An 18873-nucleotide genomic window follows, 5' to 3' on the forward strand; every position below is an offset into this window, starting at 1 on the left:
ATCCTGTAAGCTCCAGTGTATTTCCCGCCCACCCCCAAAGGACTACCTCAGGACTCGGCACGATGCTCGAACTTCTCCCCGCCACCCCATTGGAATGGCTCCCCATCCTGCTGGCCATCGCCGCCGCCTACATCGTCTTCGGCATCGCCGGCTTCGGTACCGCCTTGGTGGCCGGCCCGGTACTGATCCACTTCATGCCGTTGTCGCGGATCATCCCCCTGCTGGTGCTGCTGGACTTCGTCGCCGCCTTCGGCAACCTGCTGCCCTCGCGCCGCGATGTGGTTCGCGGCGAACTGCTGCGTTTGCTGCCGTGCATGGCAGTGGGTTGTACCTTGGGCGTGGTGTTCCTGCTGCACCTGAAATCCGACCTGCTGTTGTTGCTGATGGGCCTGTTCGTTACCGCCTATGCTATCTACAGCCTGGCGGTGAAGGTGCGGCCGGCGAAGCTGTCCGGGCTGTGGGCGGTGCCGATGGGCACGATTGGCGGGCTGTTCGGGGCACTGTTCGGCAGCGGTGGCTTCCTCTATGCGATCTACTTGAGCGCCCGGCTGGAGGTGAAGGAGCAGGTACGCGCTACCCAGAGCGCGCTGATCAGTTGCAGCACCCTGGTGCGCCTGTCGCTGTTCCTGATCGCCGGGGTCTATGCCGACGCCAGCCTGTTGATGCTGGCAGCCTGCCTGCTGCCGGTGATGTTCGCAGGGCTCTGGGTCGGCAGGCGCCTGAGCCTGAAACTGTCCCGCGAAGCCTTCGTGCGGCTGGTCACCTGGCTGGTGCTGGCCAGCGGGATGGCGCTGATCGGTCGCTACCTGAGCGGCTGAGCAGGGCGTAGAATTACGCGATTACCGCAGTTTTCAGGCCCGCCCCGTTCATGAACACCCAGAGCATCATCGTCCCCAAGCAGTCCACCGTTCCGGTTCACGAGGCCCGCGCACGGGCGATCCTGCGCTGGCTGGTGCGCGAGAAGATCGTCGAGGAGCAACTGAGCACCTGCGGGCGCACCGGCAACCGCATGGGCCACGCCCTGGCCCAAGGCGCGCGCAAGGTGGCGCTGCATCCCGAAAAACTGCCCTTCGGCGAGCCGGTCAACGGCCTGGAGGTGATGCTCAAGCGCTGCATCTATACCCCCACCGACGGTTTTCGCGAGGAAGCGGGGTGCCCTGAGTGTCGGCGTGAGGTCGGCGAGCCGCTGTTCGAAAGCCTGGAAGAGTGGATGCCCGGCGTCAGTGACAACTTCACCTGCCCCCTGTGCGGCTTCGAGGACGACATCAACGGCTTTCTTTATCTGCAACCCTGTGCCTTTTCCAACCTGGGGTTCATCTTCAACAACTGGGGCGAGGCCGGGTTTACCCAGGCGTTTCTCGACAGTTTCGCCGACTGGCTGGATCAGCCGGTCGCCGTGGTGCAGGTGAAGGTGGCCTGAGCGGCAGGAACTGGACCGAAGGCCCCTTTTTTGCATTGAGCGGCGCGCCATGGATGAGTATAATGGCGCGCTTCCATTTTTCCCGCCCGGGAGCCCCCGCGATGCTGCGTATCAGCCAAGAAGCCCTGACCTTCGACGATATCCTCCTTGTACCTGGTTACTCCGAGGTACTGCCCAATGAAGTCAGTCTCAAGACCCGTTTGACCCGTGGCATCGAGCTGAACATTCCACTGGTCTCCGCCGCCATGGATACCGTGACCGAAGCGCGCCTGGCCATCGCCATGGCTCAGGAAGGCGGCATCGGCATCATCCACAAGAACATGACCATCGAACAGCAGGCCGGCGAAGTACGCAAGGTCAAGAAGTTCGAGGCTGGCGTGGTCAAGGATCCGATCACCATCGATGCCGACGCCACCGTGCGCGACCTGTTCGACCTGACCCGCCTGAACAACATCTCGGGTGTTCCGGTGCTGGAAAACGGTGACCTGGTCGGTATCGTCACTTCCCGCGACGTGCGTTTCGAGACGCGTCTGGAAGCCAAGGTACGCGACGTGATGACTCCCAAGGAGCGTCTGGTCACCGTCCGTGAAGGCGCCGACAAGAACGAAGTCCGCGAGCTGCTGCACAAGCACCGCCTGGAAAAAGTCCTGATCGTCGACGACAAGTTCGCGCTCAAGGGCATGATGACCGTCAAGGACATCGAAAAAGCCAAGGCCTACCCACTGGCCAGCAAGGACGACCAGGGTCGCCTGCGCGTCGGCGCTGCAGTCGGCACCGGCAAGGACACCGGCGAGCGCGTAGCCGCCCTGGTTGCCGCTGGTGTTGACGTGGTGGTGGTCGACACCGCCCACGGCCACTCCAAAGGCGTGATCGACCGCGTTCGCTGGGTCAAGGAGAACTACCCGCAGGTGCAGGTGATCGGCGGCAACATCGCTACCGGTGCCGCCGCCAAGGCCCTGGCCGAGGCCGGCGCCGATGCTGTCAAGGTCGGCATCGGCCCAGGCTCGATCTGCACCACCCGTATCGTCGCCGGTGTCGGCGTGCCGCAGATCAGCGCCATCGCCAACGTCGCCGCAGCATTGGAAGGCACGGGTGTGCCACTGATCGCCGACGGCGGTATCCGTTTCTCCGGTGACCTGTCCAAGGCCATCGTTGCCGGCGCTTCGTGCGTGATGATGGGCTCGATGTTCGCCGGTACCGAAGAAGCCCCGGGTGAAGTCGAGCTGTTCCAGGGCCGTTCGTACAAGGCTTACCGCGGCATGGGTTCGCTGGGTGCCATGGCACAGGCGCAGGGTTCTTCGGACCGCTACTTCCAGGACTCCTCGGCCGGTGCCGAGAAGCTGGTTCCGGAAGGTATCGAAGGCCGCGTCCCTTACAAGGGTGCCCTGGCCGCGATCATCCACCAGCTGATGGGCGGGCTGCGCTCCTCCATGGGCTACACCGGCAGCGCGACCATCGAAGAGATGCGCACCAAGCCGGAGTTCGTGCGCATCACCGGTGCCGGCATGGCCGAGTCCCACGTGCACGACGTGCAGATCACCAAGGAAGCCCCTAACTACCGCGTAGGCTGAGGCTTCAGCAACAACCGAGAGCGGGGCTGTCACGAACAGCCCCGCGTCGTTTCCGATTTCCACTGACGAGATTGAGTCATGGCCCTCGACATTCACGCTCACCGAATCCTGATCCTCGATTTCGGTTCCCAGTACACCCAGCTGATCGCCCGCCGCGTGCGCGAGATCGGTGTCTACTGCGAACTGCACCCGTTCGACATGGACGATGAAGCGATCCGCGCCTTCAACCCGCGCGGCATCATCCTGGCCGGTGGCCCCGAGTCGGTCCACGAAGCCAACAGCCCGCGTGCGCCGCAGGCCGTGTTCGACCTGAACGTACCGCTGCTGGGCATCTGCTACGGCATGCAGACCATGGCCGAGCAACTGGGCGGCAAGGTCGAAGGTTCCGAGCTGCGCGAGTTCGGCTACGCCCGCGTCGACGTGGTCGGCAAGAGCCGCCTGCTCGACGGCATTGAAGATCATATCGACGCTGACGGCGTGCTGGGCCTGGACGTGTGGATGAGCCACGGCGACAAGGTCACCCAGATGCCGGGCGACTTCCACGTGCTGGCCAGCACCCCGAGCTGCCCGATCGCCGGTATGTTCGACGATGCCCGCGGCTACTACGGCGTGCAGTTCCACCCGGAAGTGACCCACACCAAGCAGGGCGGTCGCATCCTCTCGCGCTTCATCCAGGACATCTGCGGCTGCGAAGCCCTGTGGACCCCATCGAACATCGTCGAAGACGCCATCGCCCAGGTGCGTGAGCAAGTCGGTTCGGCCAACGTCCTGCTGGGCCTGTCTGGCGGCGTCGACAGCTCGGTGGTTGCCGCGCTGCTGCACCGCGCCATCGGCGATCAGCTGACCTGCGTATTCGTCGACAACGGCCTGCTGCGTCTGCACGAAGGCGACCAGGTGATGGCCATGTTCAAGGAGAACATGGGCGTCAAGGTGATCCGTGCCGATGCCGAAGCACAGTTCCTCGGCAACCTGGAAGGCGAAGCCGATCCGGAGAAGAAGCGCAAGATCATCGGCCGCACCTTCATCGACGTATTCGATGCCGAAGCCAGCAAGCTCGAGAACATCCAGTTCCTCGCCCAAGGCACCATCTACCCGGACGTGATCGAGTCGGCTGGCGCCAAGAGCGGCAAGGCCCACGTGATCAAGTCGCACCACAACGTCGGTGGCCTGCCGGAGGAAATGAACCTCAAGCTGGTCGAGCCGCTGCGTGAACTGTTCAAGGACGAAGTGCGCAAGATCGGCCTGGAACTGGGCCTGCCGTACGACATGGTCTACCGCCACCCATTCCCGGGCCCAGGCCTGGGCGTGCGCATCCTCGGTGAAGTGAAGAAAGAGTACGCCGACCTCCTGCGTCGCGCCGACCACATCTTCATCGAAGAACTGCGCAAGGCCGACTGGTACCACAAGACCAGCCAGGCGTTCGTGGTGTTCCAGCCGGTCAAATCGGTCGGCGTGGTCGGCGATGGCCGTCGCTACGCCTGGGTCGTCGCGCTGCGCGCCGTCGAGACGGTGGACTTCATGACCGCACGCTGGGCGCACCTGCCGTACGAGCTGCTGGAGACTGTGAGCGGTCGTATCATCAACGAGATCGAAGGCATCTCGCGGGTGACCTACGACGTGTCGAGCAAGCCGCCGGCGACGATCGAGTGGGAATGATCCCGCGCGAATACAACCCGCGTTAAATGCACAGAAGCCCGCGTAATAGCGGGCTTCTGTACTTAAGGCCTCTGACCGTAACGGCCTCGCATCAGATCCAGACGTAGCGCAGCCCTCTGTTGGTCAGGGCGGTACGCAGTTCCTGCAGGTCGCGCAGACGACGGCCGCTGATCCAGGGCCAGTTCGGCTTGTCGATGTAGAAACGGGATCCTTCCTCCAGGATCGGCGTGTATTGCAATTGTCCGCTGTTGCTGCGATGGATCAGTTGCAACACGTTGTCCTGGCTATCGATGGTAAAGCTGCCGATGTTGCGCAATGTCCGCTCGAAGTTCCTGCCCGCAGGCTCGGGTTGGCGAACAGGTACCTGCAGGCGCAGGTCGCTTTTTACCCGCCGAACCGAAAGATCATCCTGCACCACGGTGAGCCCTGGGTCATTGCCGATCCCACCTGGCTGGTCAAGGGCAATGTCTTCCACACGCATGCCCGTCACGCCCTCGAGTTCGCTCATCCCCGGCACCTGCTCGAAAGTATTGGCGTGCGAATTGCCGACCAGTGCGACCCATTTGCTGGCTGCGCGCCCTTGATCCGCGGCGATCACCTCGTGGGCATAGAAGTTCATCATCTGCTGGCGGATCACCGGTGAAGGTGCTTGAGCCCATGCTTGCCGGTAGCTCGCCATGCAATCGATGGACTGCAGGCGAATGCCATTTCTCTGGGCTTCGAGCAGCAGGTTCTCGAAGGTATATCGCTCAAACCCGTGCAGGCGAAAACCCAGGTCCAGGCTGCGCACATAGGTTTTCAACGTCGCGGGCATCTCGCCGCTGCGGTTGAACAGGTCGAGGTCGGTCTGCTGGAAGTCGGTCATGAAGTGTTCCAGGTAAAGCACCTTCACCTTTTCCCGCTTCAGCAACGCCATGTTGTCGATCAGGAATTTCTTGCTGCCGACCTGTGAGTGGGCTTCACCGATGACCATGCCTTGGCTGTTCTCGAAAACACCACGGATGATTTGCTTGGGCGTCGCCTCGCGTGCCAGTTCGGGCAGTTTGGGACGCGGTGGGGTCTGCACCGAGGCGAGGTATCCCTTTGCATCGGCGGCCAGGCGATCCCTGGTTTCCCGAAATACACCGTTCGCCCGTTCGATTTCCGGGTCAGGGTTGAACATCGTACCGTTCAGGACGCGCTCGTCACCGGGGCTGTTCGCCGAGCTCTCGAGCCTGGGACGCATGTCGGCTGGTATGTCGTAGGCGGAGGTTGGAAGGGGTTCGGGCATCGATGGGGATGTCACCCTTCCCCAGAGCTTGAGAAGTTTGCGCGGCATCATCCCGCCCTTCAGGCCCGGTCGCTCCAATGGCTGCCATAGCCCCTGGTCATCCATGGCGATGGGGATGTTGCGGTAGAAGGAGTAGGGGTTTTGCGGATCGATCACGACCCAGCCGCGCATCTCGTTCACATAGCGGACCTGATACGGCTCGTCGTCGATCAGTACATAGAAATTGCCATGTTGAAGATAGATGCCGGGTTGACCACCGCTGCCTTCAGGGGCGCTCAGTATGATGTTGGTTTCATAGGGCTCGAGCATCACCCGCTTCTCGGCTGGCCTGAAGGATTCCGGCACCCAGGCCTGGACATCCTCGGCCGTTGCAGTTTCGAGTTCTTCAACCGGTTCTGTTTCAGCAGACGGCTCCGGCTGTACTGCCGGCTCCGTTCCGCTTGCTGCCTCGGCCTCACCCGCCAACTCGCTCACAGACTCGATTTTGCCGGCGGCACTGTGCAGCATGGTGGCGTTGAAGAGTGTATCGATGGCCGCAAATATTGCCCCTTTGACCCCAGCCTGACGTTCCCCTGTGGTATGGCCGTTGACCGCTTGATCGATATTCAGCCCCATGTCGGCGATACCCGCCCCCACTGCGGCCAACGCGATCGGCCAGTCAATCGCTGCTATGGGCCCGAACACCTTGGCGAATGCCGCCAGGTAGCCGATCCACATCTGCTTGCGCAGGTCGCCATTGGAGCGCAGGGCAAAGTGCGCGTCGTCGTTCATGCGTTGCCGTGCACTGTCACGCAGATGGCTGAACGCATCACCGGCGATGGTGCGATCGACCTGGTTGAGGCAGTGATGATCATCCCCACCCCAGTTGTAGAACAGCAGGTCGATCATGTGGTTGAGACCGACCGAATCACCGGACTGGTCATTGGCCGATAGCGGGAAGTGGCTCATGAAACGCGTGCGGTTGTCGGCGTGATTGGTGTTGTTCAGTACCCACCAGTACAAGTCCTTGCGGGTGGCAAACAGGTGCAGCGCCTCCTCGTCACCTGGGGTATAGAGCAGTTGCTGGCCATCTTCCATTTCGATGCGCAGCCAGTCGCTCGCGATGTAGCCTGCGATATCGAACGTACAGACGCGATAGCCGCTTTCGGCAACGTTGGATTGGCGTAACTGGATGAGTGTCGGAGTCTGCACGCCCAGCCCGGTGATGGCCTTGGCCACGCGTCGGGCACGAACCGCCAGTTCGCTGGTGGGGTCGGCCGCACAGGTTTCAATCACCTTGCTCAGGAAGTTGACCTTCGCCAGTAGACGGTAGTCATCTGCATGGTCGCGCCAGAAAGTCGCCAATTTTTCCTGGAACAGGGTGCTGAAGTCGATGTCCCAGAAATCCTCCAGTACATCCTGTGGCTGCAGCGCGATCTCGTTGTGCTCGTCATAGACCGCCTGTCCCGGACCGTCGCAGTAGAAGCCGCTCAGGTAGCCGAGCAGGTCACTGTTGTCCTGGTCATGGACATCGAAACGGTGCATCACCAATTGCGGCAGGGTGAACGACTGGTATGGCGCATCATGGTGCTCCCAGCCGCTGAAGGTTCTCGGGCTGCTCTGGGCGGCCTCGAAGCGGTTGAGGTGCACGTGATCGGGGTCCAGATCGGGGTGGCCGTGCTTGCGCAGGATTGATGCCGCAGTATCGCGGGCCATCTGGCGCATGTCGGGGCAGGCTGCGACCAGGGACTCGGCGAGATCGCGCAGTTCCTGCTCGGCGTGGGGCATCAACAGTTGCAAACCCATGGGTGTCGACTCGTGGCTGAATGGGGTTGCAAGCGTGGCCGAGCGCAGGTGGTGCCCCGCGGTATCTATTTCAGCTTGTGCGCTGATGGGCCACAGGAGGCCAAGGCCTACCGCCGCGCTATATCCGAAAGGTAGAACTTGAAGAGGTGTCGGCGGCATTGGGTGGGCAGGAAATCTCCAGTCGCAGCAGCGCGTCGCATTGACCCGCGTGCGCGTGCAGTTGCTGGATCCGGCGCGGCTGGACGAGGGCGCGCTGAAGGCGACCGGGGTCCCCGGGGTCATGGTGCTGGTGGGTGGGGTCGTGCACCTGCTGGTGGGGGTTATGTAGCCTGTTCCGGCCCTATCGCGGGACCAGTCGCAGCGGCGAACCGCCGCTCCCACAGGCGCAAGATCATGGTGCCTCTGAGCTGCCCCCAAAGGTTGGATTGGTGTCCAACTTCTTGGGGGCAGTCCATTCTGTGGGAGCGGGCTGGTCCCGCGATGAGGCCGGCACAGGCGTGCCCAGCTCCGTCATTCTTTTGTAATGACCGGGTCATGCCCCGGTTTCCCCTGGCTTCGTACAGTGAGCTCACTCCCGTACGCATCCAGAGGAAACCGCCATGAAACTCCGCTCGCTCGTCCTTGCCCTGTCACTCACCGGCGCGGCCTTCGCCGCCACCTCCACCTGGGCCGCCGATAGCGCGCCGCAGGAAGTGAAGAACATCGTGCTGGTTCACGGCCTGTTCGCCGATGCGTCCAGCTGGGCCAAGGTGATTCCGTTGCTGCAAGCCAAAGGCCTGCACGTGACCGCAGTCCAGAACCCGACCACCTCGCTCGACGACGACGTCGCAGCTGTCAACCGGGCGTTGGCCCAGCAGGACGGCCCGGTGATCCTGGTCGGTCACTCCTACGGCGGCATGGTCATCAGCCAGGCCGGTGATTCGGAAAAGGTCAAAGGTCTGGTCTACATCGCCGCCCGTGCTCCGGAAGCGGGCGAAGACTACCCGGCGCTGACCAAGCGCTTCCCGGCAGCGCCGGCGGGGGCTGGCCTGCAGTGGTCCGCCGACGGTTACGGCATGCTCAGCGAAAATGCCTTCGTCAACGATTTCGCCGGCGACCTGCCCAAGGCCGAGGCCGAAACCTACTACGCCGTCCAGCAGCCCATCGGTGTTGGCATCAAGACCGCCAAGACCACCGTCGCGGCATGGAAAGACAAGCCCACCTGGTACGCCGTCTCGACCCAGGACCGTACCATCAACACCGAGCAGCAGCGTTTCATGGCCAAGCGCATGAACGCCCACACCGTCGAGCTCGATGCCAGCCACGTCTCGCTGATTTCCCAGCCGCAAGCGGTGGCCAAGCTGATCCTGCAAGCCGCGCATGTTCCAGGCAACTGAGCCAGCCCGGCCTGGCACCACGCTATACTGCGTCGGTGCCGGCAGGCGGGTTGGAGACGCGGGTCAGTGAAAATCCTCATCATCGAAGACGAAGCCAAGACCGCCGACTACCTGGCCGGTGGCCTGGGCGAGGCCGGCTACAGTGTCGATCATGCCGACAATGGTATCGACGGCCTGCACATGGCCCGCGAGACACCCTACGACCTGATCCTGCTCGACGTGATGCTGCCCGGGCTCGATGGCTGGGCCGTGATGCAAAAACTGCGCGCACAGACCCGTACCCCCGTGTTGTTCCTCAGCGCCCGTGGCACGCTCGAAGATCGACTGCGTGGCCTTGAGCTGGGCGCCGACGAATACCTGGTCAAGCCATTCTCCTTCGCCGAACTGCTGGCGCGCATCCGCATCATCCTGCGCCGCGGCCATGCGCAGCCGGATGAAGAGATCCTCAGCCTGGGTGATCTGCGCCTGGACCTGGGCAAGCACCGCTGCGAACGCGCAGGTATGCGCATCGACCTGACCAGCAAGGAGTTCAAGTTGCTGGCGTGTTTTCTCCAGCATCCCGAGCAGGTGCTGTCGCGCACCTTCCTCGCATCACGAGTGTGGGACATGAATTTCGACAGCGACACCAACGTGGTGGATGTCGCGGTGCGGCGCCTGCGGCAGAAAGTCGACGAACCCTTCGCGGTGCGCCTGATCCATACCGTGCACGGCGTCGGCTATCGCTGCGAGCTCGAGGCATGAGGCGCCTGTCGCTGACCGTGCGCCTGGCGGTGTTGCTGGCAACCTTTTCGTTCGTCGCCCTGGCTCTGCTGGGCGGCGCGCTGTATGTCGCACTCGGGCAGCAACTGGCGCTGCGTGACGACGGCGCGCTGCTGACCCGCGTCGAGCAGATCCGTACCCTGCTGCGTGACATGGACGCCCGCGCGTTGGTGCGTGACAAGCCGCAGCTGTTCGCCAACATGCTGGGCAATACCGAATCCTTGCTGGTCATCCGGCCGGTCGCCGGGGCGCCGCTGCTGGAGGTCAATCCAGGGCGCCGCGAGGTGCCGCAGGTCACGCCTCTGCCTGCGGGGGAAGCACTGGGGCTGGATGCGGTGCAGCGCAGCACCACCGCCGATGGCACGCCCTTCATCTATACCGCAGTACTCAGCGAGCCACCGGGTGGCGGTGCGGCACTGGAAATTCTGTCGGGGCGCTTGCTGACCGAGCGCACCCGCATCCTGCGCGAGTACCGCGACAACATCATCCTGTTCTCGTCGGTGATGGCCGTGCTGGCGGCAGCCCTGGCCTATCTGCTCGCCCGCCGCGGCATGTCGCCACTGCGCCGGTTGGCGCGCCAGACGGCAACCATTGGCGTCGGCACCTTGTCGCAGCGACTGCAGCGCGACGATGCACCCGCCGAGCTGGATGCCCTGATCGAGCAGTTCAATGCCATGCTGGAGCGGCTCGAACGCGGTTTCGAGCAACTCAAGCAGGTCAGTGCCGACATGGCCCATGATTTGCGCACACCCATCAACAATCTGCTTGGCCAGACTGAAGTCGGCCTCGGTCAGGTGCGTGAGCCGCATTACTACCAGCGCCTGCTGGGCTCGCACTTCGAGGAGTTGCAACGGCTGTCGCGGATGATCGACAACATGCTGTTCCTGGCCCGCGCCGAGCATGCCGACCACCCTATCGATCGCACCGGGCTGGAGTTGGCCCAGGAGTTGGGGCGTCTGTGCGACTACTTCGAAGACCTCGCCTGCGAGCGCGACGTACGGCTGGCGTGGCATGGCGAAGGCTCGGTGTGGGCCGACGCCGCGTTGCTGCGCCGGGCGCTGGCCAACCTGTTGGCCAATGCGGTGCGCTTTGCCGAGCCGGGCAGTGTCATCGAGGTGACCGCCGGTGAGCAGGGCGATGAGGTGTTGATCCGGGTGCGCAACCGTGGGCAGGCAATCGCCCCTGAGCACCTGGAAAGCGTGTTCGAACGTTTCTACAGGGTCGATGCCTCGCGCCAGCATTCGTCACAGTCCAGCGGGCTGGGCCTGTCGATCGTGCGCTCGATCATGCAATTGCACCAGGGACGCTGCTGGGCCGACAGCAGCGAGGGGGCGACCTGTTTCACCCTCGCGTTCCCGCGCGTCAGCCACGATAGGCCACCCAGCCCTTGAAGGTCCCGCTGAAGCCGGCCTCGTGCAGCAGCGCGACAACAGTTCACTTAATCTTTCTCAATTGCAGGTGTATCGTATTCGCCCTTCATTGCCAGCGGTGCTGGCAGCTTGATTGCGCAAAACGAGGTACCTGCACGTATGTCCTTTACCCGTCGACAAATGCTCAAGGGCCTGACCGGCCTCGTCGTGGTTGGCCTGGGCGCCGGAGGCGCGGCTCGCTACTGGCTGGGCAAGGTCGAGGACGACAATGCCGGGCACGACTACGAGCTGATCGCGGCGCCCCTGGATGTCGAGCTGGTTCCCGGTTTCAAGACCGAAGCCTGGGCTTTCGGGCCCTCGGCACCCGGCACCGAGTTGCGGGTGCGCCAGGGCACCTGGTTGCGGGTACGCTTCATCAATCACCTGCCGGTTGAAACCACCATCCACTGGCATGGCATCCGCCTGCCGCTGGAAATGGACGGTGTACCCTACGTGTCGCAATTGCCGGTCAAGCCGGGTGAGTTCTTCGACTACAAGTTCCGCGTGCCCGATGCCGGCAGTTACTGGTACCACCCACATGTCAGCAGCTCCGAGGAGTTGGGGCGGGGCCTGGTCGGGCCGCTGATCGTCGAGGAGCGCGAGCCGACCGGTTTCCTGCACGAGCGCACCCTGAGCCTGAAGACCTGGCACGTGGACGAGCAGGGCGAGTTCATGCCGTTCAGCGTGCCTCGCGAGGCCGCGCGCAATGGCACCGCTGGGCGCTTGATCACCATCAATGGCCAGGCCGAGGCGGTCACCGAGTTGCCCGCCGGCCAAGTGGTGCGTGTGCGGCTGCTCAACCTGGACAACACCTGGACCTACCGCATCAACCTCAAGGGCAACTGCGAGGCGATGATCTATGCGCTCGACGGCAACCCGGTGACCCCGAGGCCGCTCGAGGACGACTACTGGCTTGGCCCCGGCATGCGCATCTGCCTGGCCATCCGAATTCCCGAGGCCGGCGAGGAAATTTCCCTGCGCGACGGCTTCGTGCGCCTGGGCACCCTGCGTTCGGTCGCCAGCAGCGAGGCGCCGAGCGACTGGCCCAAGGCGCTGCCGCCGAACCCGGTCGCCGAGCCGGACCTGGAGAAGGCCGAGAAGCTGAACTTCAATTTCGAATGGGCGGGCCAGGTTTCGGTGAACACCGAAAACGGCAAGCCACCGAGTCTGTGGCAGATCAACGGCCAGGCCTGGGACATCACCGACAAGACCTGTGCCGACCGGCCGATTGCCACGCTGAAAAAGGGCAACAGCTATATCTTCGAGCTGAAGAACATGACCCAGTACCAGCACCCTATCCACCTGCACGGCATGAGTTTCAAGGTGATCGCCTCCAATCGCCGCAAGATCACCGAGCCTTGGTTCACCGACACTTACCTGTTGGGCAAGAACGAGCGTGCCCAGGTGGCCCTGGTAGCGGATAACCCGGGCACCTGGATGTTCCACTGCCATGTGATCGACCACATGGAAACCGGCCTGATGGCCGCGATCGCGGTGGTCTGATGCGTCCGCGGATCATCGATCGCAGCGGCGATCAGGCATTCATGCAGTTGGCCCTGGAACTGGCGGCTGAAGGCGCCTTGCTGGGGGAGGTGCCGGTAGGTGCGGTGCTGGTGCAGCAGGGGCAGGTGATCGGCCGTGGCTTCAACCGACCGATCACCGACAATGACCCCAGCGCCCACGCCGAAATGGTCGCCATTCGCGATGCAGCCAAGGCTGTCTGCAACTATCGGCTGCCGGGCAGCACCCTGTATGTGACCCTCGAGCCCTGCAGCATGTGTGCGGGCCTGATCGTCCATTCGCGGATAGAGCGGGTGGTGTATGGGGCGCTGGAGCCCAAGGCGGGGGTGGTGCAGAGCCAGGGACAGTTCTTCACCCAGGGTTTTTTGAATCATCGGGTGTTGGTAGAGGGGGGCGTGCTGGCGCAGGAGTGCGGGCAGATTCTCAGCGACTTCTTCAAGGCGCGTCGGGCCAAGTCCTGACTTGCCCGCCAAGAGGCCGCTGCAGGGTTACATCGGCGGTGATTGCTCCGCCGGCTTGTCTTTGTTGACCGCAGGCACATGCAGGTTGCCCTCGGCCACCTGTCCCTCGAGCTGCGGCTGGGTCACCCAGGTGAGGATGTCGTAGTAGCGGCGGATGTTGGCCACGAAGTGCACAGGCTCGCCGCCGCGGGCGTAGCCGTACTTGGTCTTGCTGTACCACTGCTTCTGCGACAGGCGTGGCAGCATCTTCTTCACGTCCAGCCACTTGTTCGGGTTCAGGCCTTCGCGCTTGGCGAGGGTACGGGCGTCTTCCAGATGGCCGCTGCCGACGTTGTAGGCGGCCAGGGCGAACCAGGTGCGGTCCGGCTCCTGGATGCTGTCGTCGAGCTGCTCCTTGATGAGCATGAAGTATTTCGCCCCACCCATGATGCTTTGCCTGGGGTCCAGCCGGTTGGACACGCCCATGGCCTGGGCGGTGCGCTGGGTCAGCATCATCAGGCCGCGTACGCCGGTCTTCGATGTCACCTCGGGCTGCCACATCGATTCCTGGTAACCGATCGCCGCCAGCAGCCGCCAGTCGACCTGCTCGACCTTGGCGTAGCTCTTGAAGTGCTTTTCATACTTGGGCAGGCGCTGCTGCAGGTGCTGGGCGAAGGTGTAGGCGCCGACGTAGCCAAGCACGTCGACATGGCCGTAATAACGGTCTTTCAGGCGCTGAAGCGTGCCGTTCTTCTGCGCCTTGTCGAGAAACTCGTTGATCTCGTTGAGCAGGCTGTTGTCTTCGCCGGCCGCCACGGCCCAGCGCTGGTCGCGGGCATCGCCCAGGTCGAAGGCCACGCGCACGTTGGAGAAGTACACCTGGTTCATCGCCAGTTCGTTGGAGTCGACCAGGGTCAGGTCGATCTGGCCTTCGTCGACCATGCGCAATAGGTCGACCACCTCAACAGCGTCGGACTCTTCGTATTCAAGCGTCGGATACTGCTTTTTCAGTTCGGCCAGCTGTTCGGCATGGCTGCTGCCCTTGAGCACCATGATCTTCTTGCCGATCAAATCCTTGGGTTCGGTGGGGCGGGAACGGCCATTGCGGTAGATGACCTGGGGGGTGACTTCGAGATACGGGTGGGAGAACTTCGCCTGGGTGGTGCGTTGCTCGCTGCTGACCAGGCCGGCGGCTGCCAGCACCGGACCGGAAGGCTTGCCCAACTGGTCGAACAGGTCGTCGAGGTTGTCGGCGGTCTCGATCTCCAGCTTGACGCCCAGATCGTCGGCGAAACGTTTGACCAGCTCGTATTCGAAGCCGGTTTCGCCGTTGCGGTCCTGGAAGTAGGTGGCCGGGCTGTTGCGGGTTATGACGCGCAGCACGCCGTCCTCCTTCACGCGCTCGAGGGTGCTGGGTTTTTCAACACAGGCACCGAGCATCAGCAAGAGTCCGGTTGCGAAGAGCCATCTGGCGCAGCGCTGGCGCAAAGCAGTGTGGGCGAACATAGGTTGCAGTATACGCAAAGGACCGCCCGCGCCATATCTCGACAACCGTTAGCTTGTCTGGTAGCGGGTCGTGTGTTTGCGGGGGCTTGCCTTCGGAGGATCGCCCAGTGAAAACCCCTCCGGCCAGCCTGCAGAATTCTGACCCCCAGGTCCGGTTCCACCGCCCGGCAGCATTGCCCTCTGGCGGGTGCCGAAAGCCGTCGAATTAGGCTAGAATGCACGGCCTCTAAGCACACCCCTTCCTGAGGCTGTCCCGACGATGTTGATCCTGCGCGGCGCTCCTGCCCTTTCTGCCTTTCGCCACGGTAAATTACTCGAGCAACTGAGCCAGAAAGTCCCCGCTGTTACTGGTTTGTATGCCGAATTCGCCCACTTCGCCGACGTCGACGGCGAGCTGACCGCCGACCAGCAGCAGGTGCTGGGCCGTCTGCTCAAGTACGGCCCGAGCGTGCCGGTACAGGAGCCGAGCGGCCGCCTGTTCCTGGTCGTGCCGCGCCTGGGCACCATTTCGCCCTGGGCCTCCAAGGCCAGCGACATCGCCCATAACTGCGGCCTGCAGTCGATCCAGCGCCTGGAGCGCGGCATCGCCTACTACGTGGCCGGCTCGCTCAGCGACGCCGACGTCGCGCAGGTGTCCGCCGAACTGCACGATCGCATGACCCAGCGCGTGCTGACTCAGCTGGAGCAGGCTGCAGACCTGTTCAGCCACGCCCAGCCCAAGCCGATGACCTCGGTCGACATTCTCGCAGGTGGCCGCGCCGCCCTGGCCCAGGCCAACGTCGACCTGGGCCTGGCCCTGGCCGAAGACGAGATCGACTACCTGGTCAACGCCTTCCAGGGGCTCAAGCGCAACCCGAACGACATCGAGCTGATGATGTTCGCCCAGGCCAACTCCGAGCACTGCCGCCACAAGATCTTCAACGCCAGTTGGGACATCGACGGCCAGGCTCAGGAAAAGAGCCTGTTCGGCATGATCAAGAACACCTACCAGATGCACAACGAAGGCGTGCTGTCGGCCTACAAGGACAACGCCTCGGTGATCGTCGGCAACGTCGCCGGCCGCTTCTTCCCGAATCCTGAAACCCGCCAGTACGGTGCGGTGCAGGAGCCGGTGCACATCCTGATGAAGGTCGAGACGCACAACCACCCGACCGCCATCGCCCCGTTCTCCGGCGCCTCCACCGGCTCCGGCGGCGAAATCCGCGACGAAGGCGCCACCGGCCGTGGCGCCAAGCCCAAGGCCGGCCTGACCGGCTTCACCGTATCCAACCTGCGCATCCCGGGCTTCGAACAGCCATGGGAGCAGGCCTACGGCAAGCCTGAGCGCATCGTCGACGCCCTCGACATCATGATCGAAGGCCCGCTGGGCGGCGCCGCGTTCAACAACGAATTCGGTCGTCCGGCCCTGACCGGCTACTTCCGTACCTTCGAGCAGAGCATCAACACCCCGCACGGTGAAGAAGTGCGCGGCTACCACAAGCCGATCATGCTCGCCGGCGGCATGGGCAACATCCGTGAAGACCACGTGCAGAAGGGCGAGATCACCGTCGGCGCCAAGCTGATCGTGCTCGGCGGCCCGGCCATGCTGATCGGCCTGGGCGGCGGCGCTGCCTCGTCGGTGGCCACCGGTGCCAGCTCGGCTGACCTGGACTTCGCCTCGGTCCAGCGCGAAAACCCGGAAATGGAGCGCCGTTGCCAGGAAGTTATCGACCGCTGCTGGCAGCTGGGCGACGACAACCCGATCGCCTTCATCCACGACGTCGGCGCCGGCGGCATCTCCAACGCCTTCCCGGAACTGGTCAACGACGGTGGCCGCGGTGGTCGCTTCGAGCTGCGCAACGTGCCCAACGACGAGCCGGGCATGGCCCCGCACGAAATCTGGAGCAACGAATCGCAGGAGCGTTACGTGCTGGCCGTCAGCGCTGTCGACTTCGAGCGCTTCAAGGCCATCTGCGAGCGTGAGCGCTGCCCGTTCGCCGTGGTCGGCGAAGCCACCGAAGAACAGCACCTGACCGTCACCGACAGCCACTTCGACAACACCCCGGTCGACATGCCGCTCGACGTGCTGCTGGGCAAACCGCCACGCATGCACCGCTCGGTCACCCGCGAAGCCGAGCTGGGCGATGATTTCGACCCGAGCGAGCTGGACCTGGACACCGCCGTACAGCGCGTGCTGAGCCACCCGGCCGTGGCCAGCAAGAGCTTCCTGATCACCATCGGTGACCGCACCATCACCGGCCTGGTCGCCCGCGACCAGATGGTCGGCCCGTGGCAGGTACCGGTGGCCGACTGCGCCGTCACAGCCACCAGTTTCGATGTCTACACCGGCGAAGCCATGGCCATGGGCGAGCGGACTCCGCTGGCACTGCTGGATGCCCCGGCATCCGGGCGCATGGCCATCGGCGAAACCATCACCAACCTGGCCGCCTCGCGCATCGACAAGCTGTCCGACATCAAGCTGTCGGCCAACTGGATGTCCGCTGCCGGCCACCCAGGCGAAGACGCGCGCCTGTACGACACCGTCAAGGCTGTCGGCATGGAGCTGTGCCCCGAGCTGGGCATCACCATCCCGGTCGGCAAAGACTCGATGTCGATGAAGACCAAGTGGAGCGAAGAGGGCGTCGAGAAGAGCGTTACCTCGCCGATGTCGCTGATCATCACAGGCTTCGCCCCGGTCACTGACATCCGCAAGACCCTGACCCCGCAACTGCGCATGGACAAGGGCGAGACCGACCTCATCCTGATCGACCTGGGCCGCGGCAAGAACCGCATGGGCGCCTCGATCCTGGCCCAGACCTACGGCAAGATCGCAGCCCAGGCGCCGGACGTCGACGACGCAGAAGACCTCAAGGCGTTCTTCGCCGTGATCCAGGGTCTGAACGCCGACGGTCACCTGCTGGCCTACCACGACCGTTCCGACGGCGGCCTGGTCACCACCGTGCTGGAAATGGCCTTCGCCGGCCATTGCGGCCTCGATCTGCAACTCGATCCGCTGACCGACAGCAAGGGTGACGTGCCGGCCATCCTCTTCAACGAAGAGCTGGGCGCGGTCATCCAGGTTCGCCAGGACGCCACGCCGGACGTACTGGCCCAGTTCAGCGCTGCCGGCCTGGGCGAGGAGTGCGTCGCGGTGATCGGCAAGCCGGTCAACAACGGCGAGGTGTCCATCAGCCTGAACGGCGAAGTGCTGTTCGACGATGACCGTCGCATGCTGCAGCGCCAGTGGGCCGAGACCAGCTATCAGATCCAGCGCCTGCGCGACAACGCCGACTGCGCCGACCAGGAATTCGACGTCCTGCTCGAAGAGGACAATCCAGGCCTGTCGGTCAAGCTCGGCTACGACGTCAACGAAGACGTTGCCGCGCCCTACATCAAGAAGGGTGTGCGTCCGCAAGTGGCGATCCTGCGTGAGCAGGGCGTCAACGGCCAGGTCGAGATGGCTGCAGCCTTCGACCGTGCAGGCTTTGCCGCGATCGACGTGCACATGAGCGACATCCTCGCCGGTCGCGTCGACTTCGAAGCCTTCAAGGGCCTGGTCGCCTGCGGTGGCTTCTCCTACGGCGACGTACTGGGCGCCGGTGAAGGCTGGGCCAAGTCGGCGCTGTTCAACAGTCGTGCCCGCGATGCTTTCCAGGCCTTCTTCGAGCGTACCGACAGCTTCGCCCTGGGCGTGTGCAACGGTTGCCAGATGATGTCCAACCTGCACGAGCTGATCCCGGGCACCGAGTACTGGCCGCACTTTGTGCGCAACCGCTCGGAGCAGTTCGAAGCGCGTGTAGCCATGGTCGAGGTGCAGAAGTCCAACTCGATCTTCCTGCAGGGCATGGCCGGTTCGCGCATGCCGATCGCCATCGCCCACGGCGAAGGCCATGCCGAGTTCGCCAGCGAAGAGGCACTGCTGGAAGCCGACCTGTCCGGTTGCGTGGCCCTGCGTTTCGTCGACAACCACGGCAAGGTCACCGAGCAGTATCCGGCCAACCCGAACGGTTCGCCACGGGGCATCACCGGCCTCACCAGCCGCGACGGTCGCGTCACCATCATGATGCCGCACCCTGAGCGTGTGTTCCGCGCCGTGCAGAACTCCTGGCGTCCGGATGACTGGCAGGAAGACGCCGCGCTGATGCGCATGTTCCGCAACGCGCGGGTGTGGGTGAACTAAG

The 18873-nt window shown here is 63.7% G+C and carries 12 protein-coding genes and 1 pseudogene; 11 read left to right on the forward strand and 2 right to left on the reverse strand.

Features of this window, described 5'->3' with window-relative positions; genetic code table 11:
• Window positions 1-62 precede the first annotated feature (62 nt).
• The 4 genes from ACTYOL_RS05590 to guaA all read left to right on the forward strand — a co-directional run bounded on the left by ACTYOL_RS05590 (window position 63) and on the right by guaA (window position 4647).
• Window positions 63-818 carry a sulfite exporter TauE/SafE family protein gene (locus ACTYOL_RS05590; RefSeq protein ID WP_444757644.1) on the forward strand — a complete coding sequence of 252 codons (756 nt, stop codon included), beginning with the start codon at window positions 63-65 and terminating at the stop codon, window positions 816-818.
• A gap of 50 nt (window positions 819-868) precedes the next feature.
• Entirely contained in the window at window positions 869-1420 is a 552-nt protein-coding gene (locus ACTYOL_RS05595) for a hypothetical protein (RefSeq protein ID WP_054895166.1), read from the forward strand.
• A 101-nt stretch (window positions 1421-1521) separates the two neighbouring features.
• A complete protein-coding gene (guaB, locus tag ACTYOL_RS05600) occupies window positions 1522-2991 on the forward strand; it encodes an IMP dehydrogenase (RefSeq protein ID WP_054895167.1) in 1470 nt (489 codons plus the stop codon).
• A 78-nt stretch (window positions 2992-3069) separates the two neighbouring features.
• Window positions 3070-4647, forward strand: coding sequence for a glutamine-hydrolyzing GMP synthase (gene guaA / locus ACTYOL_RS05605; RefSeq protein ID WP_063543246.1), 1578 nt, complete (start codon window positions 3070-3072; stop codon window positions 4645-4647).
• Between the two features lie 91 nt (window positions 4648-4738).
• On the opposite strand, the gene ACTYOL_RS05610 is transcribed toward guaA, so the two are convergent.
• Window positions 4739-7702 carry a dermonecrotic toxin domain-containing protein gene (locus ACTYOL_RS05610; RefSeq protein ID WP_444757645.1) on the reverse strand — a complete coding sequence of 988 codons (2964 nt, stop codon included), beginning with the start codon at window positions 7700-7702 and terminating at the stop codon, window positions 4739-4741.
• Window positions 7703-7862: 160 nt separating this feature from the next.
• Between ACTYOL_RS05610 and ACTYOL_RS05615 the strand changes: the two are divergent.
• The 6 genes and pseudogenes from ACTYOL_RS05615 to tadA form a co-directional block, all read left to right on the forward strand.
• A pseudogene (locus ACTYOL_RS05615) lies at window positions 7863-8030 on the forward strand (PTS transporter subunit EIIB); the annotation flags it as partial.
• Between the two features lie 364 nt (window positions 8031-8394).
• Window positions 8395-9078 (forward strand): alpha/beta fold hydrolase, encoded by a 684-nt coding sequence (locus tag ACTYOL_RS05620; protein WP_253781984.1) that lies wholly within the window; start codon window positions 8395-8397, stop codon window positions 9076-9078.
• A gap of 66 nt (window positions 9079-9144) precedes the next feature.
• Window positions 9145-9819, forward strand: coding sequence for a heavy metal response regulator transcription factor (locus tag ACTYOL_RS05625; protein WP_112897546.1), 675 nt, complete (start codon window positions 9145-9147; stop codon window positions 9817-9819).
• Entirely contained in the window at window positions 9816-11228 is a 1413-nt protein-coding gene (locus ACTYOL_RS05630) for a heavy metal sensor histidine kinase (protein ID WP_197892216.1), read from the forward strand. Before ACTYOL_RS05625 ends, ACTYOL_RS05630 begins: the two co-directional genes overlap by 4 nt.
• A 138-nt stretch (window positions 11229-11366) precedes the next feature.
• Window positions 11367-12749, forward strand: coding sequence for a multicopper oxidase family protein (locus ACTYOL_RS05635; RefSeq protein ID WP_444757646.1), 1383 nt, complete (start codon window positions 11367-11369; stop codon window positions 12747-12749).
• Complete coding sequence (tadA, locus tag ACTYOL_RS05640) at window positions 12749-13228, forward strand: tRNA adenosine(34) deaminase TadA (protein ID WP_197892220.1); 480 nt, start codon at window positions 12749-12751, stop codon at window positions 13226-13228. The genes ACTYOL_RS05635 and tadA overlap by 1 nt, the downstream gene beginning before the upstream one ends.
• 27 nt (window positions 13229-13255) lie before the next feature.
• On the opposite strand, the gene mltF is transcribed toward tadA, so the two are convergent.
• Window positions 13256-14713, reverse strand: coding sequence for a membrane-bound lytic murein transglycosylase MltF (gene mltF / locus ACTYOL_RS05645; protein ID WP_065863195.1), 1458 nt, complete (start codon window positions 14711-14713; stop codon window positions 13256-13258).
• A 259-nt stretch (window positions 14714-14972) separates the two neighbouring features.
• Here mltF and purL point away from each other — a divergent pair, with 259 nt between their 5' ends.
• Window positions 14973-18872, forward strand: coding sequence for a phosphoribosylformylglycinamidine synthase (purL, locus tag ACTYOL_RS05650; protein WP_444757647.1), 3900 nt, complete (start codon window positions 14973-14975; stop codon window positions 18870-18872).
• The last annotated feature ends 1 nt before the right edge of the window (window position 18873 follow it).

Source organism: Pseudomonas sp. A014 (genome assembly GCF_052378495.1).
In the GTDB taxonomy this organism is placed as follows: Bacteria; Pseudomonadota; Gammaproteobacteria; order Pseudomonadales; family Pseudomonadaceae; genus Aquipseudomonas; species Aquipseudomonas machongensis.